This window comes from Lancefieldella parvula DSM 20469, assembly GCF_000024225.1.
In the GTDB taxonomy this organism is placed as follows: Bacteria; Actinomycetota; Coriobacteriia; order Coriobacteriales; family Atopobiaceae; genus Lancefieldella; species Lancefieldella parvula.
In genome coordinates this window covers 1,008,577-1,033,340 of record NC_013203.1, presented here as the reverse complement: position 1 = coordinate 1,033,340, position 24,764 = coordinate 1,008,577, and the positions used below count along the sequence as shown (strand labels likewise).

Annotated in this window: 19 protein-coding genes, 4 tRNA genes and 1 other RNA gene; 17 read left to right on the top strand and 7 right to left on the bottom strand. The window is 46.8% G+C overall.

Translation table 11 applies throughout. The annotated features are described in order from the left end of the window. From APAR_RS04730 to APAR_RS04705, 6 genes are all read left to right on the top strand, one after another. Positions 1-1,071: an ABC transporter permease gene (locus tag APAR_RS04730; protein WP_012809005.1), complete on the top strand. Its 1,071-nt coding sequence runs from the start codon at positions 1-3 to the stop codon at positions 1,069-1,071. Continuing rightward, on the top strand, positions 1,071-3,104 hold the full coding sequence (locus APAR_RS04725; protein ID WP_012809004.1) for a dipeptide ABC transporter ATP-binding protein: 2,034 nt from the start codon (positions 1,071-1,073) through the stop codon (positions 3,102-3,104). The genes APAR_RS04730 and APAR_RS04725 overlap by 1 nt, the downstream gene beginning before the upstream one ends. A 171-nt stretch (positions 3,105-3,275) precedes the next feature. After that, on the top strand, positions 3,276-5,042 hold the full coding sequence (locus tag APAR_RS04720) for an ABC transporter family substrate-binding protein (RefSeq protein WP_041654074.1): 1,767 nt from the start codon (positions 3,276-3,278) through the stop codon (positions 5,040-5,042). Positions 5,043-5,149: 107 nt separating this feature from the next. Then, positions 5,150-5,239: transfer RNA gene (locus APAR_RS04715), tRNA-Leu, on the top strand. A 90-nt stretch (positions 5,240-5,329) separates the two neighbouring features. Then, the gene (locus APAR_RS04710) at positions 5,330-7,675 is read left to right on the top strand and encodes a GAF domain-containing SpoIIE family protein phosphatase (protein ID WP_012809002.1); all 2,346 of its coding nucleotides are present in this window, start codon (positions 5,330-5,332) and stop codon (positions 7,673-7,675) included. Positions 7,676-7,740: 65 nt separating this feature from the next. After that, positions 7,741-8,472, top strand: a complete 732-nt coding sequence (locus tag APAR_RS04705) for an anti-sigma factor antagonist (protein ID WP_012809001.1) — start codon at positions 7,741-7,743, stop codon at positions 8,470-8,472. 254 nt (positions 8,473-8,726) lie between these two features. Here APAR_RS04705 and APAR_RS04700 read toward each other — a convergent pair. Next, positions 8,727-8,800, bottom strand: a tRNA-Cys gene (locus tag APAR_RS04700). Positions 8,801-8,838: 38 nt separating this feature from the next. Further along, positions 8,839-8,914: transfer RNA gene (locus tag APAR_RS04695), tRNA-Gly, on the bottom strand. 202 nt (positions 8,915-9,116) lie between these two features. Here APAR_RS04695 and APAR_RS04690 point away from each other — a divergent pair. The 5 genes from APAR_RS04690 (at position 9,117) to APAR_RS04670 (ending at position 14,122) form a co-directional block, all read left to right on the top strand. Further along, entirely contained in the window at positions 9,117-10,055 is a 939-nt protein-coding gene (locus APAR_RS04690; RefSeq protein ID WP_012809000.1) for a putative ABC transporter permease, read from the top strand. 92 nt (positions 10,056-10,147) lie between these two features. Continuing rightward, entirely contained in the window at positions 10,148-11,353 is a 1,206-nt protein-coding gene (locus tag APAR_RS04685) for a cysteine desulfurase family protein (protein ID WP_012808999.1), read from the top strand. Beyond that, entirely contained in the window at positions 11,341-12,426 is a 1,086-nt protein-coding gene (mnmA, locus tag APAR_RS04680; RefSeq protein ID WP_012808998.1) for a tRNA 2-thiouridine(34) synthase MnmA, read from the top strand. Before APAR_RS04685 ends, mnmA begins: the two co-directional genes overlap by 13 nt. Positions 12,427-12,533: 107 nt before the next feature. Continuing rightward, entirely contained in the window at positions 12,534-13,832 is a 1,299-nt protein-coding gene (locus APAR_RS04675) for a lysylphosphatidylglycerol synthase transmembrane domain-containing protein (RefSeq protein WP_012808997.1), read from the top strand. 29 nt (positions 13,833-13,861) lie between these two features. Then, on the top strand, positions 13,862-14,122 hold the full coding sequence (locus tag APAR_RS04670) for a hypothetical protein (RefSeq protein ID WP_041654072.1): 261 nt from the start codon (positions 13,862-13,864) through the stop codon (positions 14,120-14,122). Here the strand turns inward: APAR_RS04670 and APAR_RS04665 are convergent. After that, positions 14,117-14,677, bottom strand: coding sequence for a DUF6609 family protein (locus tag APAR_RS04665; RefSeq protein ID WP_012808995.1), 561 nt, complete (start codon positions 14,675-14,677; stop codon positions 14,117-14,119). The genes APAR_RS04670 and APAR_RS04665 overlap by 6 nt on opposite strands. A 282-nt stretch (positions 14,678-14,959) precedes the next feature. Here APAR_RS04665 and APAR_RS04660 point away from each other — a divergent pair. From APAR_RS04660 to APAR_RS04650, 3 genes are all read left to right on the top strand, one after another. Further along, positions 14,960-15,035 (top strand) — tRNA-Val (locus APAR_RS04660). A gap of 146 nt (positions 15,036-15,181) precedes the next feature. Next, positions 15,182-15,745: an alkyl hydroperoxide reductase subunit C gene (ahpC, locus tag APAR_RS04655; protein WP_012808994.1), complete on the top strand. Its 564-nt coding sequence runs from the start codon at positions 15,182-15,184 to the stop codon at positions 15,743-15,745. Positions 15,746-15,761: 16 nt separating this feature from the next. After that, positions 15,762-17,405: an FAD-dependent oxidoreductase gene (locus APAR_RS04650; protein ID WP_012808993.1), complete on the top strand. Its 1,644-nt coding sequence runs from the start codon at positions 15,762-15,764 to the stop codon at positions 17,403-17,405. 137 nt (positions 17,406-17,542) lie between these two features. Here APAR_RS04650 and APAR_RS04645 read toward each other — a convergent pair whose 3' ends face one another. Further along, positions 17,543-19,396, bottom strand: a complete 1,854-nt coding sequence (locus APAR_RS04645; protein ID WP_012808992.1) for an elongator complex protein 3 — start codon at positions 19,394-19,396, stop codon at positions 17,543-17,545. A gap of 68 nt (positions 19,397-19,464) precedes the next feature. Here APAR_RS04645 and APAR_RS04640 point away from each other — a divergent pair, with 68 nt between their 5' ends. Then, positions 19,465-20,274, top strand: a complete 810-nt coding sequence (locus tag APAR_RS04640; RefSeq protein WP_012808991.1) for a class I SAM-dependent methyltransferase — start codon at positions 19,465-19,467, stop codon at positions 20,272-20,274. A gap of 66 nt (positions 20,275-20,340) precedes the next feature. Here APAR_RS04640 and rnpB read toward each other — a convergent pair. Then, an RNA gene (gene rnpB / locus APAR_RS07215) (RNase P RNA component class A) lies at positions 20,341-20,708 on the bottom strand. A gap of 207 nt (positions 20,709-20,915) precedes the next feature. On the opposite strand from rnpB, the gene APAR_RS04635 reads away from it, so the two are divergent. Next, positions 20,916-21,446 (top strand): PTS sugar transporter subunit IIA, encoded by a 531-nt coding sequence (locus APAR_RS04635; RefSeq protein WP_012808990.1) that lies wholly within the window; start codon positions 20,916-20,918, stop codon positions 21,444-21,446. 21 nt (positions 21,447-21,467) lie between these two features. Beyond that, positions 21,468-22,109 carry an IMPACT family protein gene (locus APAR_RS04630; protein ID WP_012808989.1) on the top strand — a complete coding sequence of 214 codons (642 nt, stop codon included), beginning with the start codon at positions 21,468-21,470 and terminating at the stop codon, positions 22,107-22,109. Between the two features lie 235 nt (positions 22,110-22,344). Here the strand turns inward: APAR_RS04630 and APAR_RS04620 are convergent, their stop codons facing one another. Continuing rightward, the gene (locus APAR_RS04620; RefSeq protein ID WP_012808987.1) at positions 22,345-22,989 is read right to left on the bottom strand and encodes a hypothetical protein; all 645 of its coding nucleotides are present in this window, start codon (positions 22,987-22,989) and stop codon (positions 22,345-22,347) included. 234 nt (positions 22,990-23,223) lie between these two features. Further along, positions 23,224-24,693 (bottom strand): C1 family peptidase, encoded by a 1,470-nt coding sequence (locus tag APAR_RS04615; RefSeq protein WP_012808986.1) that lies wholly within the window; start codon positions 24,691-24,693, stop codon positions 23,224-23,226. Positions 24,694-24,764: the final 71 nt, after the last annotated feature.

Below are 24,764 nucleotides of genomic sequence, written 5' to 3'. Positions count from 1 at the left end.
ATGTCTAAAGAAGAGCTTCAAAAAAATGACGATAAAAACGTCTCCGTTGATGCGGGTCTTACTAATGCTGAGCGTGAGCTTCAGGCAGATGCTAAGTATGACAACAAAGAAGTTAAAAGAATTAGCTATGCTGGTCTTATTGCAAGGCGTTTCTTCCGCCAGCGTTCTGCAGTAATTGGTTTAATTATCCTTGGAATTATGGTTCTTATTGCAATTTTTGGACCATATGTTACCTCGTTTAATTACACAGACGCTGACTTTACTGCAATTAATGTAGCTCCTAACGCAAAGCATTGGTTTGGTACTGATGGTGCTGGCATTGACCTTTATGCCTGTGTTGTCCACGGCCTTGGCCGTTCTTTGACCATTGGTATTAGCTACGCAATCTTGACCACTATTATTTCGGCAATTATTGGTACTGCAATTGCATATGTTCGTGGCATTCCAGAGAAGATTGGTATGTGGCTTCTTGATATGCTCATGGTTATTCCTAGCTTCTTGCTGGTTGCTATGATTGTTCGTGCATCAGGTGGCGAGTCTGGCTGGCTCATGCTTATCTTTGGTCTGACTGCTTTTGGTTGGATTGGTCGCGCGCGTACTATCCGTACTATGGCATTGTCTTTACGTGAGAGAGATTACGTCAAGGCTGCTAAGTACATGGGTGTCTCGCCATTTACTATCATCATTCGTCACCTTATTCCAAACCTTGGCTCAATTCTTATTATTGATTTGGTTTTGGCTGTTATTGGTGGTATTAACTCTGAGACTGCATTCAGCTTCTTGGGCCTTGGTATTAAGGCACCAGATACTTCTCTTGGTTATCTTCTGAGTGCTGGTTCTTCTGCAATGCTTACTACTCCATGGATGATTCTGATTCCATCAGCATTTTTGATTGTTGTTTGTGTTGGCCTGCAGCTCATTGGCGATGGCCTTCGCGATGCCTTTGATCCTTATTCACGCGCTGCTGGTAGCGTTAAAGATCAAGAAGAGGATGATTCTTCTAAAGATGACGCTCAGCTTGATAATTTTGAGGGTAGCATCGTTTCTGAAGAAACTACGGAGCGTGCATAATGTCTGACACTACTAATACTTCAACAAAGCAGGGAAGTGTAGAGATGGACGATGTCCTTCGCTACGAACTGCTCGAATCAAACGGTCCAAAGGGTGCTCCTACAGGCGATCCAGTTCTTTCTGTTCGCAATCTTAAGGTTTCCTTTAATACTGAGGCTGGTCGTGTAGACGCAGTCCGCGGTGTTAACTTTGACCTTTGGGGTGGTCGTACCCTTGGTATCGTAGGTGAGTCTGGCTCTGGTAAGTCAGTAACTGCTCTGTCTCTTATTGGTCTTCTTGATGACAATGCTCACGTTACCGGTTCTATTAAGCTTGGTGATGAAGAACTCATTGGCAAAACCGATGAGGAGATGTCAAAGCTTCGTGGTACTAAGATTTCTATGATTTTCCAAGATCCACTGTCTGCTTTGACTCCAATGTTCTCTATTGGAGACCAGCTTGCAGAGGCTCTACTTACGCATAATCCCAACATGAGCAAGGCAGATGTTCGTAAGCGCTGTATTGAGCTTCTTTCTATTGTTGGCATTACTGATCCAGAGAATCGTCTGGATTCCTTCCCACATGAGTTCTCTGGTGGTATGCGTCAGCGTGTTGTTATTGCTATTGCTATTGCAAACAATCCTGACATCATCATTGCAGATGAGCCAACCACTGCTCTTGATGTAACCATCCAGGCTCAGATTCTTGATGTTTTGAAGGTTGCACAGAAAGAGACTGGTGCAGCAGTTGTTCTGATTACTCACGACCTTGGTGTTGTTGCAGGCACTGCTGATGATATTATGGTTATGTACGCAGGTCGTGGCGTCGAGCGCGCAAGTGTTGATACGCTTTTTGCTGAGCCGCGTCATCCTTACACCATGGGTCTTCTAGGTGCTGTTCCTAAACCACATCTTCAGGCAGAGCACAGGCTTGTTCCTATTAAGGGTAATCCACCATCACTTGCGGCCATTCCTACTGGTTGTCCTTTTAACCCACGTTGTCCTATGGCTACTGCTGAATGCTCTAAGAAAGAGCCAGTATTGCTTCCTGCAAATGCTGCTGAGGGTCACTTGGCATCTTGCCACCACCTTCAGGAGATTTGCGAGAAAAACCTTACCTATGCTGAGGTGTATCCAGACTTTGAGCCAGTCCTTCCAAAGTGGGTCGATGTTCCACGTAATGAGCGTCCTGTTGTGCTTAAGGTCGAGAATCTTACTAAGACGTTCCCTGTTCAGGGTAAGGGCTTTATTAGGCGTAGCAAGGGCACTATGACTGCTGTTGACCGTGCAAGCTTTGAGATTCATGAGGGAGAAACTCTTGCGCTTGTTGGTGAGTCTGGCTCTGGTAAGTCAACAACTCTGATGCAGATTATGGATCTGTTGAAGCCTGAGGATGGTCGCATTACTGTCCTCGGTAAAGATGTTGCTGAGCTTAAGAATGCTGCGCAGCGCAGAGAGCTTCGTAAGGATCTTCAGGTAATTTTCCAGGATCCAATGAGTTCTCTTGATCCTCGTATGCCGGTCTATGACGTTTTGGCAGAGCCGCTTCAGGCGCAGGGTTGGAACAAAGAGGACATTAATACCCGTATTGGTGAGCTTATGCGTCTGGTTGGTATTAATCCAGACTATGTTGACCGTTTCCCATCTCAGTTCTCTGGTGGTCAGCGTCAGCGTATTGCTATTGCTCGTGCTCTTGCAACAAGTCCAAAAATTCTTCTGTTGGACGAGCCAATTGCATCTTTGGACGTTTCCATTCAGGCAGGTATTATTAATCTTCTTGAGGATCTTCAGGTTCAGTTGAAGATTTCTTATCTCTTTGTCGCTCATGATCTTGCAGTTATTCGTCATATTTCTGATACTGTTGCTGTTATGCACTTGGGCAAGATCGTTGAGTATGGTGAGACTGAAGAGGTCTTTACTAATCCGCAAGATCCTTACACCAAGGCGCTTCTCTCGGCTATTCCAATTCCTGATCCAAAGATTGAGCGTACCCGTGAGCGTATGATTTATCAGGATGGTAAGCTAGTTCCTGCAACTCACATTTCTAACGAGTAACAAAGATTCAATATAATTTTTGAGGACCCGCACTTAAAATTAGGTGCGGGTTCTATTTGTTACAAATAGTGAACGAGGTTGTTACGGGATTGTTTCCTCTATGGAGTATTATTTAGCGATTTCGTATAGTTAAGTGAATATCTGTAGGCCTTTAACGAAATGGGTGATCATATGGCTGACAGTTTTTCCCGTCGTTCGTTCTTTGCTCTGACTGGTATCACCGCTGCAGGCCTTGGCCTTGCTGGCTGTGCTCCATCAAACTCTCAGGGTGTCGGCTCTTCCAACACTGGAACTGAGCCTCAAGACGGATCTCCTGCAAACACTCCTCTGGATCAGCTTCCTCTTCCAGAGAAGGGCAAGAAGTACAACAATCCTAAATCTCGTGATGAGGTTCAGGATGGCGGTACTTTAACTCAACCAATTACTGAAGTTGGACCTCAGTGGAATTACTACAATCTTGCTGGTAATACCACTTACATGAATATTCTTCATGGTCTTATGAATCCACGTGATTTGTTTTATGGCAATATTGACGGTAGTAAGTTTGAGCCTAATAAAGATTATATTAAGGATTATAAGGTAGAGGAGAAGGACGGCAAGCAGGTTGCTACCCTTACTTTTACTGATCAGGCTAAGTTTAATGATGGTACCGATATTGACTGGACCGCAATTCAAACAGCATATGTTTGTCTGAGCGGTACAAATGAAAAATTTGAGGTTTCAAATACTGACGGCTATGACAAGATTGAGTCTGTTGCTCAAGGTGATACTGCTAAAACCGCTGTTGTTACTATGAAAGAAGCAGTCTATCCAATTGAAATGGTTTTGTCTTGGGCACTTCATCCAAAGCTTCAAGATCCAGATTTCTTTAATAATGGCTACAACAATGAGCCAAATAATGATCTTGGTGCTGGCCCTTATATTGTTGACTCACACGATGATTCTTCTGCTACCTTTAAGCCCAATCCTAAGTGGTGGGGAGACGCTCCTAAGCTTGATACGCTTGTGTACAAGCAGATGGATACTCAAGCTACTATTAATGCCTTCAAGAATGAAGAAGTAGACACTGCTGGTGGCTCTACCTCAGGTTCTGCAGAGCTTCTCTCTAACTTCTCTGGCCTTGGTGATAAAGCACAGATTCGTCGTGGCCTAGGTTTATCTATTGCTGTTATTGAGGTTAACTCTACTCGTGGTGTACTCCAGGATGTAGCGGTTCGTAAGGCATTCTGTCAAGTTGTTGATCCAGCAACTCTTGTATCCATTGTGTTCCAGGGCGTTAACTGGAAAGAAGATACTCCTGGTTCTATGCTTTGGCCGTATTGGGCTGCGGGCTATGAGAATAATCTTCCTGATGATGTCAAGAACCTTAAGTCTGCTGAAGAGCGCACCAAGGCCGCTAAGAAGACCCTTGAGGATGCAGGCTATTCTCTCAATGGTGATTTCTATGAGAAGGATGGTCAGCAGGTTACCTTTGCTTACACGATGTTTGGCGATGGTACTAATGTAAAGAACCGTGCTGCAGCAATTCAGAAGATGTGTAAAGATGCTGGTATTAATATGACGCTTGACTCTCACCCATCTTCAGAGTTCTCTAAGGTTCTTACCTCTGGTTCTTGGGATGTCTGCCTCTTTGGTTGGAATGGAACCTCAACTTCTTACAACAATGGCGTTCAGCTTTATGGTTCCACCTCTGCATCCAACTTTGGTAAGCAGGGTACTGCAGACACCGATGCAATGTTTGCAAAGGTTGTCTCTACCAAAGACTTTGATGAGCGTATAAAACTTATGAATCAGGCAGAGAAAAAGATGATGGAAACTTACTGTTATCTTCCAGTTTACACAGGCTCTGATTGCTATGTTGTTAAGAAGGGTCTTGCCAACTTTGGTCCTAAGCTTTTTGAGGATGTTCCATATACCATTGTTGGTTGGCAGAAGTAAGTAAGGGACAAAACGATCTTTTTGCAAAGTTCTTTTGAGAAAAAGTTTCAAATTTTCTCATAAATGTTGCCTGAAGATGTGTTAGTATATCCCTCGCTGCAAAGCAAGTCGGAGTGGCGGAATTGGCAGACGCGCTAGCTTGAGGTGCTAGTGGCCTATTAATGGCTGTGCGGGTTCAAGTCCCGCCTCCGACACCACGAAAATTCGGCGGATCTCTTCGGAGGTCCGCCTTTTTCGTATACTTAAGGCTGTCCGATTTGTTTTTTCCTTGCCGGTAGGGAGTATCTGTGGCAGATAATAAGCTGAGTGTGAGACGTGTTGAGGGAGTTGTTGACGGAACCGTTGCTGCAACTCTGTCTCAGTTGCTACGACTGACCAGTGATGCAGTCATCGTTTTTAATATGGAGGGCATAGTTCTTCTCGCCAATGAGGAAGCCGAGACCTTATTTGCTAAGGCTGACGGTACAATTGCTGGCCTGGATGTGCGCTTTTTGTTTGCCCCTGCAAATCAAGAAAATTTGCAAGAGGCGTTTTCTGTAGAGTCGTTGCCGTTTGCGATTGATGGTTCTACCTCTATGGTGACTGCTCCCTCGCAAGATGGTACGTCGCAGGTGCTGAGTGTGCGCGCAGATTATGTTGGCGCACCTACGCAAGCCATTGTTTTGTCAGCATCTAAGCTTCGTGATCTGTCTAGTTCTATGCACGATGATGAACGAATGGTGTTGGACCTTCGACGCGCCAATAAGAGGCTCTCAGGAGCGCTCCAGATTGTTTTGGATACGCTTGACTCGGAAGATATGAGTCAGCTTATTGAACGTGTGTTAGAAGAGCTCTCAGAGACTGTTGAGGCCGATGGCGCGCTTATTTATCTTGCCGAGCAAGACGGGTATCACCTTCATGGTGTTACGGAGTCACTGAGAAGTGCATTACTGAGCGGTATTCCTCGCTATTTTGCATTTAACAGCTCTTTGGAGCGTTTGTTGTTTTATTCTGAGCACGCGCTCCGCTTGCACACTGTGCCCCTGAACTCGGATGCTCTTAAGCAGGGAAGGGTTAAAAAGCGCAATTTAGTTAACGAGGAAACACGCGAGGTCATAACCGTTGACGCAAGTCATCTTCCTCCGTTTACCAGTTTTCTTGTGGTGCCTGTGTGGTTTGGTGGTCACATTGTTGCCTTGATTGAGGTGGGTTGGGAGCGCAAGCGTGCGCTTCTGGTCGAGGATGCAAGACTTCTTGACTCTATTGCAAATTACCTCTCAGTGCAGCTTGTAGGTGCGTTGTCAGCCATGAGGACGCAGCGTAGAGATATGCTTCGTGAGGCATTAGCTCGCGTACGCCAAGGATTACTCCATAGCACTGCAGAGGGTGAGAAGATCTCTGGTGAACGTCTGCAGCAGGTTATGAGGTCGGTGGGAACTGATCTTAATACACAGGTTTTCTCGATAGATTGCTGCGAGGTAACGGGCAACATTACACTTCATATGCTTGACGCTGAGCAAGGATTTGCTGATGCTCAGGACGGTGGCACGCAAAGTGTGGCTGAGGCGGATAATGACGCACAAGTCACAGCTGAGCAGCAAGATAGTGGCAAGCAGATTGCGCTTCCATCGACGGTTGAAGGACTCAAGACAGGGGAGGGCGAGGCATCAGTTAAAGAGGTTGAGCTTGATTCTGAGCTGAGCCGAGCGCTTGCCGCACAAGGTTTGCCTTGCAAGGGAGCTGTGCTTTTCTTGGGCAGGTTTGCAGGAGAGCAGCATACCTGGCTTTTCTTGCGAGAAGAAAATGCTGAGCCCTTGAGCGACATTGAGTTTGATTTCTTAGATCGTGTGATGCTTCTTGTTCACTCGCTGGTAGTTGGCGCCGAAGAGAGTCAGCAGAACAAACACATTTCGCAGGCGCTGCAGTCAGGCATGAAGAATGAATTGCAACAGGTCGAGGGAATCTCTGCCGAGGGAATTTATTCATCTGCAACCGCCGATGCGTTTGTTGGTGGCGATTTTTACAGCATGATTAAGCTGCCAGGCCGTCGCGCGTGTATCATTATGGGCGATGTTTCTGGTAAGGGTATTGAGGCGGCATCCATTTCATCCGCAGTTAAAACGGCACTTTCTGCTTATGCATGGGAAGGAAGAACCCCTGCTCGCATGGTGGCAACCCTGAACGAATTCTTGTTAGGTTTCTCAAGAGTAGAGACGTTTGCAACGCTTTTTGTTGGCATTGTTGACCTTACTACCTCATCACTTATGTACTGTTCTGCTGGCCATCCACCTGCAATTCTGGTGTCTGCTCAATCGGGTGACGCTGAGCTTTTGGATGTACAGTCGGGCGTTGTGGGCGCGTTTCATGACATGGAGTACAAAAACGGTACCGTTTGCTTGCATGAGGGCGATATCCTGCTACTTTACACTGATGGAACCACAGAGGCACGTAGTCCTGAAGGCGCTTTTTTTGGTGAGACTGGCTTGCGCGACATGATTATGAATGAGGTTCCTCGTGGGTTTGATGGCTTGCTAAATAGGTTTTTGAATACGCTTGACCGCTATACTGGCAGAAGACTTGACGATGATGTTGCAATGGTTGCTTTGCGCTTTGACGAGCTTGGTAATGCCGATTCTGGCAAGAAGAGCAACTAGACGATTTTCTCGCTAAAAAATGCAGATATCTGAAATTCTTGTTGCTGCGCGGGAACAAGAAACGTATGTATACGCAGCCAAACATAGCAGTAGTTTCAGTTAATACTGACCTTGACGTGAGGGGAGTCCCGTGCGTGAAGGCCCAGATTGAGCAGCTAATTAACAGCGGCTGTAGAAGAATTGTACTGAATATGTCAGAGGTTTCGTATATCGATTCTTGTGGCATGGGTTTTATTGTGTGCGCTGTCCGTCGCATGAAGACGCTCGGCGGTCTTATGAGCCTTACCAACGTGCAACCAACGGCGTTTAAAGCGCTTGTGCGTATGGGTCTTATTGACTTTGTGCCTATAAGTACCTGCGCTGCTAAGTCACGTGTTACTCCGCTTGCACCAGGCACACATCCGTCGTTTCAGACAACATTTAGAGTTGATCCCAACAAAATGTGCGACGCCCGCTCGAGGGCAATTGCGCTAATGAAGACGCTTCCGTTTACCTCGGATCAAAAATTTGATATTGAACTTGCAGTTGGCGAAGCTATTGGCAACGCTATTGATCACGCGTGTGAGAAGGGCGTGCTGACCACGGTCTCCGCATATCCAGATAGAGTAGTTATTGACGTTTCGGATTGTGGTTGCGGCTTTAGTGTTTCTGATGATGAAGAGCCTCCTGAGACTGGTCAGTTTGCGGAGCGTGGCCGTGGTGTTAAGTTGATGCGTCTGCTTATGGATGCTGTGTCTATCCAGGAGAAACCTTCCGGTAATGGCACCATTGTTCGCCTGGTTAAGATGATGAGCTAGGTTGCTTGGAGCATGCGAGGTATGCATGTGCGCGCCTGGACGAGCTGGGAACGAGCCTGATTTTCTCAAAGAATCGGTAGATTTTGCCTTAAAACATTAAAGAATCTGTAGATTTGCCTGATTTCATTAAAGAATCGGTGCTCCAAATACAGATTCTTTGAGTTTTTCAGGCGCGTTTGACTAGAGTTCCAGCAAGCATGGGTGCACACGCGACAAAAAAGAAACCCCAGCCAAAGCTGGGGTTATTACTTTACTGGAGGCGAGACCCGGATTCGAACCGGGGATAAAGGCTTTGCAGGCCTCTGCCTTACCACTTGGCCATCTCGCCATATGAAAAAGGCCGAAACGAATCCGGCCGAGAAATCATGGAGCGGGCTACGGGGTTCGAACCCGCGACCTCAACCTTGGCAAGGTTGCGCGCTACCAACTGCGCTAAGCCCGCGAACGCGAGGAATAATATACGCAAGTTCACGGCTGAGCGCAAGTGTAAATCTCAAAATCGCTAAACTTTTTTAGAAAAGTTACGAATCTAGACACGCACAAGAAATGGACTTTTCTTGCGTAACTTGCAAATAATAGCAGGTAGATTGTTAAGTGTGACTACTTGTCGTATCATGGAACAAGAACTTTTTGAATGAGGTTGTATGTTCTTTATTGTTGCATCGCTTATAGCCCTTTTGACACTTGTGTATCTTGTTGCAAGTGGATTTGTTCGCGTAGTGAGCTATTTTTGGGGCTGGCTTTCGTCTGGCGAGAAGATCGACGGGGTTGCGAGTAACGCTTCTGATGACGCTACTGCCAACGTATCTCCTACTGACATCTCAAGTGGCATGTCGGACGATGCATTGGTCGCGCCTCAAAGCACATCTTTCTCTAAGCCAAAGTCGAAGCCAACACAGGCAGACCTTTCAGCGTATCTAGATGAGATGCATCTTGGCTGGTACCAGGTAGTCATCCTGTTCTTTGTGGGCTGTATGGCTGGTCTTTTGATCGAAGAAATTTGGATGCTTATTACCGCTGGTCTTACTGAGAGTAGGGTAGGTCTTATCTGGGGGCCGTTTTCTCCACTTTACGGAACTGGTGCGGTATTTCTTACCGTTATTTGCTACCAGTTACACAAGCACCACGCTAATAACCTGGTTATCTTCCTGGTTTCAGTTGTTGTTGGTGGCACGTTGGAACAGCTGACCGGTTGGGGAATGAAAGAGATTTTTCACTCGGAATCGTGGACGTACGCTCATCTCCCAGATACTATTACACAGTGGGTAGCTTGGCGATTTTTGGGATTCTGGGGCATTTTGGGTCTTATCTGGTGTCGTTTCATCATGCCTCGAGCGCTCTACAGGATTGGTGAGCCAACATCTAAAAGGCAAGCAATTTTTATTACTCTGCTTACGGTATATCTTGTTGCCGACATCACTATGACAGTGGCGTGTCTGGCAAGAAAGGCTCAGCGAGACACTGGTATTCCTCCGTCAAATGCGTTTGAGGTGTGGGTAGATAATTATTTTGATGATAGTTTTGTATCTGCACGTTTCCAGAACATGACTTTTACGTCGCAGACTTCAGTTGAAAAGTCATAGACTGCGAGACTGCACAAGCTCGCAAAACTGTAAGATTGCAAAACTGTATGATTGCAAAACCGCAAGATCGCGAGAAACCCAAAGGATTTGTTATGCAAATACCTTCTGCAAAACCAGACCATCCAACAGACAGCGTGTACTTGGACTTCGCCGCAGCTACACCTATGGATCCGTGTGTTGTTGATGCAATGATTCCGTACTTCACGGAAAAGTTCTATAACCCATCGGCTCCGTATGCGCTGTCTCGCCAGGTTCGTGATGAAGTAGAACGTGCGCGAGCTGTCTTGGCGCATGCTATTGGGGCTCGTCCAGGAAACGTAGTACTTACTGCAGGCGCTACAGAGGCCAACAACCTGGCGTTTGCTGCGATCTCGGAAGATGCGCACGTTATCGTTGACGCCATTGAACATGAGAGTGTTCTTGCGTGTGCAGGGATTTTCTCGCACAAGACACTTCGCGTAGAGGCAGACGGACGCGTGGTACCAGAGCAGGTTGCAAAGGCGCTTAAGCCAGAGACTGAGCTAGTTTCCGTTGAGCTTGCAAACGGCGAGATTGGAACCATTCAGCCTATTCGAGAGATCTCACAGGTACTTGCTAAGGAACGCTCGCGTAGGCTTGCAGCAGGGGAGACTCGTCCGCTGTATTTACACGTAGACGCCTCTCAGGCAGCGGCGTATTTGAGCGTGAACGTATCGTCGTTGGGCGTAGATATGTTGACGCTTTCTGCAGCAAAACTTTCTGGTCCTAAGCAGGTTGGCCTTTTGTGGGCCTCCGACGATGTGCGCTTAAGGCCACTGGTGTTGGGCGGCGGTCAAGAAGGCGGCGTTCGCTCGGGTACGGAGAACGTTGCAGGCGTTATTGGATTTGCGTGTGCATTAGCGCTTGTAGATGAGAATCGCGCAGACGAGACAAAACGGGTTTCTCGCCTTAGAGATCAGTTGCAGAGGCTACTTTGTGCAGAGTTTCCTCAGATGGTTGTCTCGGGACCAAAGAACGTCAAGCTAAGGCTTCCTAATCTGCTGCACGTTTCTTTCCCGGGACTTGAGGCTCGCCGTTTGGTTATTCTGCTTGAGCGCCTAGGCGTGTCAGTGGGAACAGGCTCTGCGTGTGCTGCATCAAAGATGCAAATATCTCACGTACTTGAGGCTATTGGCGCACCACGAGAAGTGGCAGCGGGAAGCCTCAGGTTAACGCTTGGAAGAACTACCACGGAAGACGACATTTTGTACGCAGCTTGGGCAATCACTGAGGCAGTCAAGCAGGAATCTGCTCGCGTAGGAGTGACATGGGAGAACTAGTTTACCTTGGCATGAGTGGCGGTGTTGATTCGGCGCTGTCTGCAGCCTTGCTTCTTGAGGCAGGTTATAACGTCAAGGCTATCTATATGCGTAACTGGTCAAAGGATCTGCCAGGTTTTAAGTGTCCCTGGGCAGATGATTTGGCTGATGCTGAGCGCGTTTGTGTGACGCTTGGCATTGATTTGGACGTTTGGGACTGTGAGGCTGAATATAAAGCTACGGTAGTTGATTACTTGCTTGATGCCTATGAACATGGGCGCACCCCCAATCCAGATGTTATGTGCAATCAGACGGTAAAGTTTGGTACCTTTGCAGAGCGCGCTTTTGCTGAGGGCGCTAACTTTGTTGCAACGGGTCACTACGCCCAGAATGTTCCTGGCACAAAGAAACTCCTGCGTGCCGCAGATGCTCACAAGGATCAAACATATTTTCTATGGCGTGTACCAGGTCATTTGTTTGAACGTACGCTTTTTCCTATTGGACACATTGCCACCAAGGCTGAGGTACGCTCCATGTGCGCTGAGCGAGGCTTAGGCATAGAGACTAAGCCAGACTCAGATGGTATTTGCTTTATTGGCCCTGTTGGCTTGCGTACGTTCTTGTTGGACACTTTTCAGAAAAAACAAGGCGATGTCATTGAGTGGGAAACAGGCAAGATTCTTGGCACCCATGACGGAGCGTTTCTCTTTACCGTCGGCCAGAGAAAAGGCCTGAACATTGGCGGAGGTCCTGCTCGCTATGTAGTGGCAACCGACACGCTCAAGAATGTGGTCTACGTAACCTGTGACCTTAATTGTCCTGCGCTTTGGACTAGACGTATGGAGCTTTCGGATATGCATTGGATTTCTGGAGAACCTGCAGCTGATGGCAGATATGTGATTAGGACTCGCCATACGGGTGCATTGGTTCCCGTAACGTTTACGCTCACGGATAATCAATGTGGATTTGCTGAATTTGATCAGCCAGTAAAAACCGTTGCACCAGGTCAATCGGCTGTTTTGTACGATGGTCAGGAAGTTGTTGGTGGTGGCATTATTGAGGCCGACAAGAGTATACTTGAGCGGTTCATGTAAAATGAAAAGCAGGTAGTTAGCGAGAAACCCTTGAGGTTTGCGCCGCTTACTTACGTAGAGTGTTGTTTCTGTACACGTATTGTGATCCAGAGTCCAAGGAGGTGCCCATGGATCGCCCAGATGGCGCGTCTGAAACCGAGCACCCCTCATCTTCATCTCGTGTGACGGTAAAGATTGGATCTACAACCGTCAAGGGTGTTTCAACTAAAAAACCTAAGATTAGTGTTGCTCCTACTGCTTCATCTGAACAGGTAGAAGAGGCAAAAGAGAGTTTTGGTCAGGTTAGAAAAAGTATCCTCTTCCTCTTTGCGGTAGTAATACTTTATGTACTCTACATTGTTTTCTCTGGTCAGTTTGATGAGTTTGTTGTTGCCCTAGCTGACGTAGACACAGGATGGCTTATTGCTGGTGCTCTTTGCTATTTTGTCTACTATTTCCTTGGTATTCTCGCTTATGTGATTTCGGTTATTACAGATCCTGAGAGTCCCGTTGGCGTTAGAGATTTGATGAGCGTTGAGGCGTCGGGCATCTTCTTCATGAATTTAACGCCAAACGGCGCAGGTGCTGCTCCTGCTCAGATTTACCGTTTGACTCGTGCGGGTATTTCTGTTGGCCAAGCAGGAGCCTTGCAGTTTACACGCTTTGTTATGTATGAGGCAGGCGAGGGAATCTTTGCAGCTCTTATGCTTATTTTTAGGGCTAATTATTTCTATGAGCAATTTGGCGACGTAACGGTTATTGGCGTTATTTTATTTGGTGCAAAGATAGTGATGGTTGCAGTTATCTTAGCTATCTGCCTGCTTCCTAAAATGGTAAAGTCAGTGGGAAACTGGGGCTTAAGATTGCTCTCTAAGCTACGCATTGTAAAGCGCTACGATCACTGGCATGGCATTATTAACACACAGGTAGACGAGTTCTCAAACGGCTTTAAGACTGCCGCAAAGAATATCCCAGAAATGTGTATTGTCTTGCTGGTCACCTTAGTTCAGCTTGGCTGCCTCTATGCGCTTCCATACTTTGTTTTGCGTGCACTTGGGCAACCAGCTGATCTTTTGACCTGCCTTGCTTCTGGTTCAATGCTTGAGCTCTTGACTTCGGCTATTCCGCTTCCTGGTGGTACTGGTGGTGCTGAGGGTGGCTTTGCCTTTTTGTTTGGTCATATGTTTGGTGAGAAAATTGCCGCAGGCTTTGTACTCTGGCGCGCTATCGAATATCTGCTTCCAACTCTGGTAGCAAGCATGCTTTTGGGGCTCAGATCTCATGATCATGAGCCTATATACCATAAGTGGAATCGCTTCCGCCAGCGTTTCTCTGCCTTTGTAAATGGCGAGAAACCCGCTGCTGCTTCTACGTTACCTCGTCCAGATACATCTGGTATCCAAATTAAGGTTAAGCGTAAGAAATAGGGAAGAAGAGCCAGTATGTGGCTTGATACGTGTCTTTGCTCTATTGGACAGCTGCATGTGCAGCATTTGGAAAAGAAAGCATCTTCATGCGCAAACCGCCAAAACCCATCCTGATTATTCTGGCGCCAATTCTTATTGCTGTTGCTGTTGGTCTTGTCTACGATCTGCAGAATTTCTTACAGGACGTTCCAGAAGTGCGTGATAATCCAATGCTTTTAGCAGTGGTGGCCGTGTGTATCCCGCTACTTGTAGCATTGGTAAAGGACACGTTCGACGCACACGGACTATAGGTGAAGGTTATTTTGTTGTGTTGGCTTTGAGAAAAAGAACAGGTAAATTCCAAAGCCAAGTTTAATTGCTGCATCAATATAGGCAGTTACTGTCAGTGGGATATCTGGAAAAATATAACCTACACCAACATTGACGGCGCAGAGTATAGCCAAATAGATCATCGATTTTCCATGCACAAAGTAGTAGAGGAAAAAGTGCAGTGCGGTGGCCATTAATGCGCCCAACCAAATAAGCCTCCAGTTTTCAGTTGCAAAAAATGGACCACCTAATAAAAACATCAAAATGAATAAGAAAATCACAGCGTATAAAGACATTTTGTTTTGGAACTTACTTGAAGGGCCATCGGAAAACCTATTGAGAACTTTCTTATTTGTATTTATGGATAAGAAGGCTGCAACATATCCAAAGCTAAATACGGACATATTGATAATCTGCTTTCCACCTATTACGGTAGCTGCAAAAATGATGAGAGCTACAACAATTAACCAGAGACCGCATGATTTCTTATAATTAAAGCTTAGCTTCTCGTCTTTGTTATATTCCAGAAAGTTCATAAGTTTCTCCCTTAATCGAACGACTTGCCATAATACTTCTGACCGTATGCTTTTACAATTCAGTTGCCTATCTTTTAATATGTTTTGTCTAATTGAGGTGCAGAAGACATACAGGTTTAAAAGGCGGTCATTCATTTGATAGCCCGCGGTATTTAAATAGCCATCAATGCATTGACGAGACGATCTTTTGCAAAATTCTAAAAAAGTTGAGTTTGACGGTTGCAAGAGGGGCGGGTTTCTCGTAACATATCCCTTGCTGCATCCACAGCAGCAAACATATTCGGGCGTTTAGCTCAGGGGGACGAGCGCTTCCCTGACACGGAAGAGGTCATAAGTTCAAATCTTATAACGCCCACCAACTGTTCACAGGTCAGAGTAATCTGGCCTGTTTCTTTTTGTCTCTATAAATAGTAATCATTATTGTTATTGACAAATAAGTTAAAGAAGGTAAACTTCTAACTAGCACAGTTTACAAATTGTTTTACTTACAGAAAGGAACTGACTATGTCTCTTATTGGTAAGCAAATTGGTGATTTTAAGGTAAATGCATTTCACAACGGTGACATCACCGAGGTAAGCAAAGAGTCCACACTGGGTAAGTGGAGCCTGTTCTTCTTCTATCCAGCTGACTTTACCTTTGTCTGCCCAACTGAGCTTGAAGATCTTGCTAACAACTATGACAAGTTTCAGGCTGCTGGCGCAGAGGTCTACTCTGTCTCTTGCGACACTGAGTTTGTACACAAGGCATGGCACGAGGAGTCCGATCGTATCTCTAAGGTAACCTACCCAATGCTCGCTGACCCAGCTCACGTTCTTGCAAGGAACTTTGAGGTTCTCATTGAGGACTCAGGTCTTGCTGAGCGCGGTGCTTTCATCGTTGATCCAGAGGGTGTCATCCAGGTTGAGCTTGTCACCGCCGGTGGTATTGGCCGTAACGCTGAGGAGCTTCTCCGCCTCCTCCAGGCTGCACAGTTTGTTGCAGAGCATGGCGACCAGGTCTGCCCAGCTAAGTGGCAGCCAGGTGCTGAGACCCTGAAGCCAAGCCTTGACCTTGTTGGTCAACTTTAAGATCTAGGAGCTTACAATGACCGACGTCAAAGACCTCTACGACGCGGTGATTATCGGCGGTGGGCCGGCAGGGCTCACCGCCGCCCTCTATCTGGCCCGTGCTCGCTACCGCGTTCTGGTTGTCGAGAAGGACCATTTTGGCGGACAGATCACTATCACTAATGAGGTTGTTAATTATCCGGGAGTATTCTCTACCAGCGGCTCCGAGCTCTCTGAAACCATGCGCAAGCAGGCTGAGGCTTTTGGCGCAGAGTTTTTGCTGGCAGAAGTCACCGATCTGGATATGTCTGGAGATGTCAAGGTAGTTCACACTACTAAGGGTGAGCGTCTCTGCCTTTCCGTTCTTCTTGCCACTGGAGCACATCCACGACACATCGGTTTTGTGGGAGAAGAGGATTACCAGGGTCACGGCGTTGCGTACTGTGCTACCTGCGACGGCGAGTTCTTCACGGGCAAAGAAGTCTTTGTCATTGGTGGAGGCTTTGCAGCTGCGGAAGAAAGCGTGTTTTTGACCAAGTACGCAAAGCATGTTACGGTTCTTGTGCGAGAAGAGGCATTTACCTGCGCTCCTGCATCATCTGAGGCCGCTCGCACCAATCCAAACATTACGGTCCTGTATAACACGCAGGTTGAGTCTGTTGCTGGAGATTCCGCGCTCAGGTCTATTACGTACAAGAATCTCAAGACGGGCGAGAAGACCACCTTTGCGCCAGAGGATGGCGATTCTATTGGCGTGTTTGTCTTTGCGGGCTATGCACCAGAGACCGATCTGGTAAAAGAACTGGCACAGACTGATGATTACGGTTATTTGATTACCAACGAGCATCAAGAAACAACCTGTGAGGGTCTCTTTGGCGCAGGTGATGTATGTCAAAAGCCGCTGCGTCAAGTTGCAACGGCCATTGGCCAGGCAGCAACTACTGCTACCGAGATGGAGCGCTATATCAAGCGCATTCAGGAAAAGACCGGTCTAGTTCCACAGATGAGCGTCACGCGCATCTCGTCTAAAAGGGAAGCTCCTGAAGCTCCAGCAGCCAAGACTACCACTGACCCCGGAGATCTTTTCACTGATGACATGAAGGTGCAGCTTAACGCTGTCTTTGAGCGCATGGCACGTTCACTTGTGCTTCAGTTGGAGCTTGATCAAAGGCCTGTCTCTGAAGAGCTTGTTGCGTACATGGAGGAGCTTTCTTCTATGACCGACAAGCTGAGCGTTCAGACGGTCTCAGACACGGGCGAGAAAAACCTTCCAGTTGTTCGTGTTTGCGCTCAAGATGGCACGCTAACAGGTCTTGCGTTCCACGGAGTTCCTGGTGGCCATGAGTTTACTTCATTTGTGCTGGGGCTTTACAACGCTGCAGGTCCTGGCCAGCCTATCAGTGACGAGGATAAGGCATCCATTGCTGCAATTGAGTCAAAGACGCATCTTCAGGTCTTAGTGGGACTCTCTTGTACCATGTGCCCAGATGTTGTTGTAGCTGCTCAGCGCATTGCTGCGAACAATCCTCAGGTTACCTGCGATGTCTACGACATTAATCACTTCAAGGAGCTCAAAGATACCTACGACGTCATGAGCGTTCCTTGCTTGGTTATCAACGACGGTCAGAAAGTTGACTTCGGTAAGAAGAACCTTTCTCAGATTTTGTCGCTGATTCCTTAAGATCCATTTGCGTCAAGGAGAGGGTGACGCTTATGAATATGCTGAGAAGATCAATGGTCTTCTCGGCATTTTTATTTTTTGATTTATGAAGTGAGCGTATAAAGCTCGTTTAGAGGTGCAAGGCCATAGCAGCTTTGTTACAAGGCTTTTTGTTGGTAGAGGCCAGCATCAGTAAAGCCCTGCGTGCGATAGTAGGCGCGTGTTCCAATTGAGCTGATAACATTAAGACTGGTATATCCCTCATCAGCTGCGATAGAGGAAGCTTTGGCAAGAAGTTTTTGACCTAGACCCTGGTGCTGGGCAGACATTCCTTCCGAGCCTAGGGATAATGCCTGTCCGTATACGTGAAGCTCTCTAATCATGGCTTGACCTGGCTGTACCAGCAACTCATCGGCACTAACATCACATGTGCCAGAGATCAGTTTGTCCCAGTGGGGAAGTGAAAGCCTACAGAAACCTGCAATTTTATTGTCAGTAGTCACCCATTGCAGGAAGTGCTCGTTACTAACTGAGGTGGTGTAGACAAAGTCTTGCAGTGTGAGTTCATTGGCGCGTACCTGCTGCTGGTTAATTTCTCTAAAGCGAATTTCCTGTACGCGGCTTGCAACGTCTTCAGCAGCAAGTTCTTGTTCCACCATTTGACGTAGGTTGGTGTGTTTGTTTCCTACTAAGATGTCGGTTGCGCTAATGTCTCTAATCATGCGAGAAATGCGTACATACGGTGGTGTGTTAAGCACATCTTGAACAAGTACATCTACCAGCGCGTCTTTTGTGTATGGTTGCCAGGTACCTTCATGAAACTTCTGCACCAGTTGTGTTCCAGATACTAGAGCGCACGGATACAGTTTGATCTCATCGGGGAGAAATCCTGGATCCGTGACAAACGTTTTAAAGTCCTGTTTGTCTGCTTCAGGAGTTGCGCCAAGAAGATTCACCATTAGGTGAGAGTGGATTTTAAATCCGTACAAGCGAATGAGTGAGAAAGCTCGTTTAATCTGAGCAACGCTCATCTGACGTTTGTTTGCGTCAAGAATTTCTTGACGCGTGCTCTGAATGCCAATTTGAATTTTGGTGCATCCAAGCTGTCTAAACATGCGTAGGTTACCTGGCGTGATGGTATCGGGCCTGGTTTCAATAACAAGACCTACCACACGGGCAGCGGCCGTCTCATTAACGCGTTGCTGCTCTACCAACTCATCATAGGTGCTTTGCATCTGAGACCAGGTTCTTTGGTGAGGACGGCTGGAATCGTAGAGCTTATGAAAAGCCTGGTTATACGTGACAGCATCATCAAAGACAGCCGCTTGCTGTTCAGCAACAAAGGAAGAGAGTGCCTCTTCAGAGTTCTGCAAGCCAAACGAGGAGTACCAATCAAGGCGCTCCTGGATGTGGCTAGGAGAGTTGGGCCATTCATTGAGCGCACGGAAGAGCTCTTTGATAAACCAGTACTGGTAACTCTCTGGATAATCGCTCCAGGTACCACCAAGCACAATAAGCTCCACTTTATCGGTTGAGTGACCCATCTGGTGGAGTGCCTGAAGACGAGCAGCAACTTGTACGTATGGATCAAAAAACGTAAGCTCAGCACGCTGACAGGCGGGTTCGTTAGCAAGGTAGCTCTTAGGCATACGCAGATCGCATGGGCAATAAATGCAATTGCTTGAGCAGGTATGCGGCCTGGTGATTACGGTAATGGTGGCAACACCAGAAGCGGTGCGACGAGGCTTCATGCGAACAGAGCGGATAAACCTTTCTTCTAGCTCAGGTGTTACATTCCATGATTGCCACAGTTCATTGTTTTTTTGCTTTACTTGCAAAAAATAGGGGAGAATTGCTCGTTTAGGAATGAGTTTCTCGCGCTCTGTACTGTGGGCGCTGGAGTCAATTCCGCTGTTATGCGAGTTAATAAGTATCTCAAGCTGATGCGCATCAAGAGCACCTTGTGAGCCATTTCTGAGCTGCTGCAATATGTCCAAAATGAGTTCATTCATACAAATAGTATAGGCAATAAGATGAGCTTCTGGCCTTTGGGAGTAAGACGGTGACGTAAAATCTTTGTATGGATACTTCTTTGCACATATCACATACTCAATCTATCAGCACGTCTACTGCTGAGCAGCTGAGCCATATTACCTCTGAGTTTTATGCTCAGCAGGCTCAGAGTTTCTCGGCAACGCGTCAGGCGCCTTGGCAGGGATGGCAGAAGTGTTTGGAAGCCATGCCTCAGCTTTTAGCTGGCGAGAAACCCTCTGTACTTGATGTGGGCTGCGGTAACCTGCGCTTTGCTCGCTTTCTTTGCGGTGAGGCGGGGATTGTTCCCGCAAAATATTTTGCTGTAGATAATTGCAGGCCACTTGTGGAAAGTGGCAACGTAGGTGGCCAGGCTTCTCGGGTAACATTCATTGAGTTGGATGTGATAAGGAGTCTTTTTGACGATACGCTTTTTTCACAGCTGACTGCTCCACCTTGTGATTTAGTAGTTGCATTTGGTTTTTTGCATCACGTACCAGGTGCAAAGAATAGGCTCCGGCTTCTGCGTACACTATTAGAGAAAGCAAAACCTGGTGGCTTTGTGTGCATTTCTTTTTGGCAGTTCATGAATAACCAGAAACTTGCTGACAAGGCTCATGAAACTACTGCCCAGGGGTTGCAAGCGTTAGGTATTGACGCCTCAGAACTTGAAAAGAATGACTACTTGATTGGTTGGCAAGATAAGGTGGATATCTGGCGTTATTGCCATCACTTCTCGCAAGAGGAGCTTGATAAATTGCTTGTGAGCTTAGGTTCCGACGTGCAAGTTTGCGAGCAGTTCAGTGCGGATGGTAAAGAAAACAATCTTAATCGTTATGTGATTTTGCAACGTGTATAGACGCCTACAAAAAAGCTTTATAGAAAATCCCCCGTGCAGAAATCGTACGGGGGATTTGCATTCAATAGGCAAAGTGGACGTATAAGCCGGGTTCTGTCGCGGACAACCATTTATCTACTACCAGCATTGCTGCTGGTCTCTAGCGCGCAACCCGAGCGCAGTGCGGGCCACACCATAGCGCTTCTATTTGCGTTTGCTCCGGATGGGGTTTACCAAGCCATGCTGTTGCCAGCATGCTGGTAGTCTCTTACACTACCGTTTCAGCTTTTCTCTTTACGCGAATGCGCAGGTGAGAGTCTTCTTTTCTGCGGCACTTTCCGTCGGGTCACCCCGCCTGGCCGTTAGCCAGCATCCTGCCCTGTGGAGCCCGGACTTTCCTCATAGCACCCTTCCAATTAGCTGGACGGGCACTCCGCGGTTGTCTGGTCCACTTTGCATGGGCGATTGTATCACGTTCATAAGCTCAGAAGCTCTGAAGTCAAATATTCTCCAAGTAAATGGGACGTTGTGAAGCTGTGGGTTTCTCGCCATACGCCGAGTGGTGGAGAAGAACGCGATTTGGCACGCTGTGTTCATGAAAAGCAACGACAGCGGCTTTGAATACTGCTATGATGAAGAGGCTTACATACGAAAGGACTACCATGGGACTCTTTGATCTTTTCAAGAAATCTTCCAAGACCGCTACGCCAGAGGCTCTTGCTGTTTCTAACTACACTGCTAAAACAATTTATGCGCCAACCAGCGGAAAAGTAGTTGCGCTAGAGAGCGTCCCTGATCCTGTTTTTGCAGGTGGCATGCTTGGACAGGGTCTAGGTATCTGGCCTTTTGAGGGTGTTGTGTACGCGCCGGTTTCGGGTACTATTACTGCAACTACTCCAACTGTTCACGCATTTGGAATCACTGCCGATTCTGGAGAAGAGGTTTTGATTCATGTGGGTGTTGATACCGTTGAGATGAAGGGTGACGGTTTTTCTGCTCTTGTTGAGAAGGATCAGCACGTTGAGGTCGGTCAGCCACTCATGACCTTTGACCTGGATAAGGTTAAGGACGCGGGTCATCCTGAGGTAGTCATTCTTGCTATCACTAACTCTAGTGAGTACAGCAACGTAGAGATTCTTGCCGCTGCAGACCAGTCAGTTTCTGCTGGCGAGAAGGTCTGTGTGCTTGCATAACTGCGGCTCTATAGTTGCTCCATGCCTGACACATCCTACAAGACAATCAAGCTGGATTTTGTTGCGGAAGGTCTCTTTGAAGACAGAAAAAGCCGCTTCATAGCTCAGCTTTGTCATGTGGAGACAGAGACAGAAGCGCAAGAGTTTCTCGCCACGGTGAGAGCGAAGCATTACAACGCTCGCCATAACGTTCCTGCATGGATTTTGGAGGACGGTACAGAGCGCGCCTCCGACGATGGAGAGCCTTCCAGAACGGCGGGAATGCCGGTGCTGGAGGTATTGCGTGGAGCGGGACTCAAGAACGTCTGCTGCGTTGTCACGCGCTACTTTGGTGGAACGCTTTTGGGTCCTGGTGGACTTGTTCGTGCGTATACGACAGCGGCTCAAGAGGCTTTGGCTACTGCAGAAGAAGCGTCTGCTGTTCAGGAAATGCTGCAGGTTGTGAGGGTGGAGTTGTCGGCTCCGTATAACCTGTATGAGCAGATTCAGCGCTTGGTCTCAGATGTTGGCGGCAAGGTTATAACGGCGGAGTTTGGAGCGGACGTTTTTCTCGCCATAGATTTTAGGTGTGGAGAAGAAGCAGCGTTTACGGAGTCGCTGAGGGAGCTCAGTGCTGGAAAGATTACAGCCGAGGTCTCCGCGGCGCGTTTTGATCTGTTCTAGTGGGTAAAAATAAATAATGAGACACTGTTAAGCGCCTCATTATTTTTTAGCATCAAGCACTAATTCTTATTTTGCTGTACTTTTGCATCGAAATACCAAAAGACGAGAAATAATAGAACTACAGCAACAGTATAGGCGCCATCAGGTAATATTCCTTCGCCTCTAAGAAAAATAAATATCAAGAGTAGGATGAGTGTAGGAAAACGAGTAATCCAATATTTTTTTGATGTTAGTTTCATTGGAACCTCACATTTGTAATTCCTACTGGATTAAGCCATGAATGCCAAGTTAAAGATCCAATTCCGGCTAATGCATAATTATAATCAAATACAATTCCAGAAGGAGTATTTCCTACCACGATACCAAGGATAGAGGCAGCTTTAGAAACAACAGCTTCAGGAATAAGAACTCCTGCGATTGAAATAGTTGCTCCCATGGTTCGGACGGTACTTTTAGATAGATAGATTCTGGCTCCCCACCAATAAAAGTCAATCTTATCTACACCTTCAGATGTTACGCTCATTAAAGAATACGTATTAGTACTTCTTTCTTCTTGTGGAGCAATAACATTAGCTTGACCCGTAGACAAGTCAGCTGAATTAATCATTTGATTTGTTTGCTCAATTCGTCTTGATAAAAATTGATAATCTTCTTCCGAAAGAGAAAGCCTCGCTTCAGGAATAATTTCATAATTGTGTGAAGAAGAGTTTAATCTTACAAAAGTAGAGAGATAATTAATCGTAGATTGATTGATAGTTTGATTTATAGATGGACCTGTGTTAGTAGAGTAATTGTTTGAATTAGCTGCTAAAGCTGTAGCTGGAGCACTAATAGCAAGCATCAATGAAATAATACTTACCAAATGAGTCATTTTTTTCATGGTGTAAACCTTTCAGCAGAAGTGTATGTCGACTTTGCCGAATTAAAGGAATTTAATCACCACTGACTTCAGTCGAGTACATAGCTTAGTAATATATATTAATAAATTAAACATAATAAAATCATTATACTTTCTCCTCTGTTATTAAAATTTTAACATAAAAAATGAGTTGATGCAAATAATAGCATCAACTCATTATCTCTAAAGAAATATAATTTATTTAGTGCGTAGTTCTTACTTGCGGTTACGGCCACCAAGGGAGTAGCCAAGGTTCTCCCAGAAATCAATCTGGACATCCTCGCCCTCATCCCAAATCTTGAGCAGGTTCTTTGGAACGTACTGACGACGAACATCAGCCTCGCCGCCATAGAGGCGGAACCAGTCTGCACTCATGATGAGGAAGCCATCTTTACCGGAATCCTTGCCCCAGCTGTTCTCAATGCGCCACTGCTTGGCCTTGCCGTCCTTATCCAGCTCAACGCCCTGGAAGGTCATTGCGTGGGTAAGAGAAGTCTCATAGTTCTCAATCATTGCAGCGCGATCCATGTCAAAGTCAAGACCAAAGAGGCCGTTGTAATCCATGGTGTTGGTTGAAAGAACGTAGTTGAAGTCCTCATTGTGACGAGGGAACTCCTGCATAACGTCGCAGGCCATGCAGACAGGGTTGCCATCCTTCAAGGAAGCAATGGTAGCTGCCTCAAGAACCTCTGGCTCAACGTTTAAGAAGCGAGTCTTAATACCGCCCAAAACGGTGTCGATGAAGGTTAGGTGATACACCTTGCCGTAAGGGTATTTCTTGCTTGGAACAGAGATAAGCTGGACAAAGCCGCGAGGGTCTACGCCACAATAGCGCTCGGCAAACTGAAGAGGAGTAATGCCAAAGTCGCGAAGAATCTGAGTACCTTCCTCGTCCTTCTCGCCGTCCTTTTTGTCCTTGTTGTCAGAAGCTTTTTTAGGCTCAACAGGGGAGAGCTTTGCCTTATCTACCTGTGCATCTTTGCCAACCTTGCACTCAAAGTCAAAGGTTAGAGGTGGCTCACCAAGGCAGACAGAAAGAATCTGGTGGAAGCCTTTGAGTTGCTCCTGCTTAAGCGCACGGAGTTCGTCTAGAGACTTGCCAGCTGCATATGCTGCACGAAGCTCACCAGCGCTCTTTCTGAAGAGGCGATCAATACGCTCGTCCATCTGAGTTGAGTTCTTTGAGCATGCAGTCTCTGGCATGGCATCCTTAGGAACCAGACCGTACTTTTCAACCAAGCTCATGGCAAATGAGTAGTAACCACCGTCACCAATGCCCTCAGTCAGAAGTGTGTGAACAACACGAGAATCAGTTGGTTGGTCAGCAGTCTGAATGATGTACTCAAGTGCTGAATTTGCCTTCTCTAGCTTGTCGTAGAACATGCCGTATGCCTGGCTGAACTCAAAAGTGTCAACGTCAAGCTTCTTGATTGCTTCCTGGCGAAGCACGTTGAAGGAAGAGAACATCCAGCAGCGACCGCTCTGACGCTGGTTGGTGACGTCGCCGGTTTTTGCAACGGCAACACCGTAGGTATCGGTGTAAGTGCGCATAGTAGAGATGTCGCGTGCAGCTGCGGAAACGCCCATGGAGGTTACGGAGTTGCGAGCAACGCGGTTAGCGCGATCTGCACTGAAAGCAGCAGTCTCTTTGTTTGCCCACTGTGGATTTACGGTTTGATCAGCCATAGAGGCTCCTTCTGTTTGTTGCGTTTAGAAAAACCTGGCGAGAAAATCGATTTTCTCGCCAGATAGTTTGA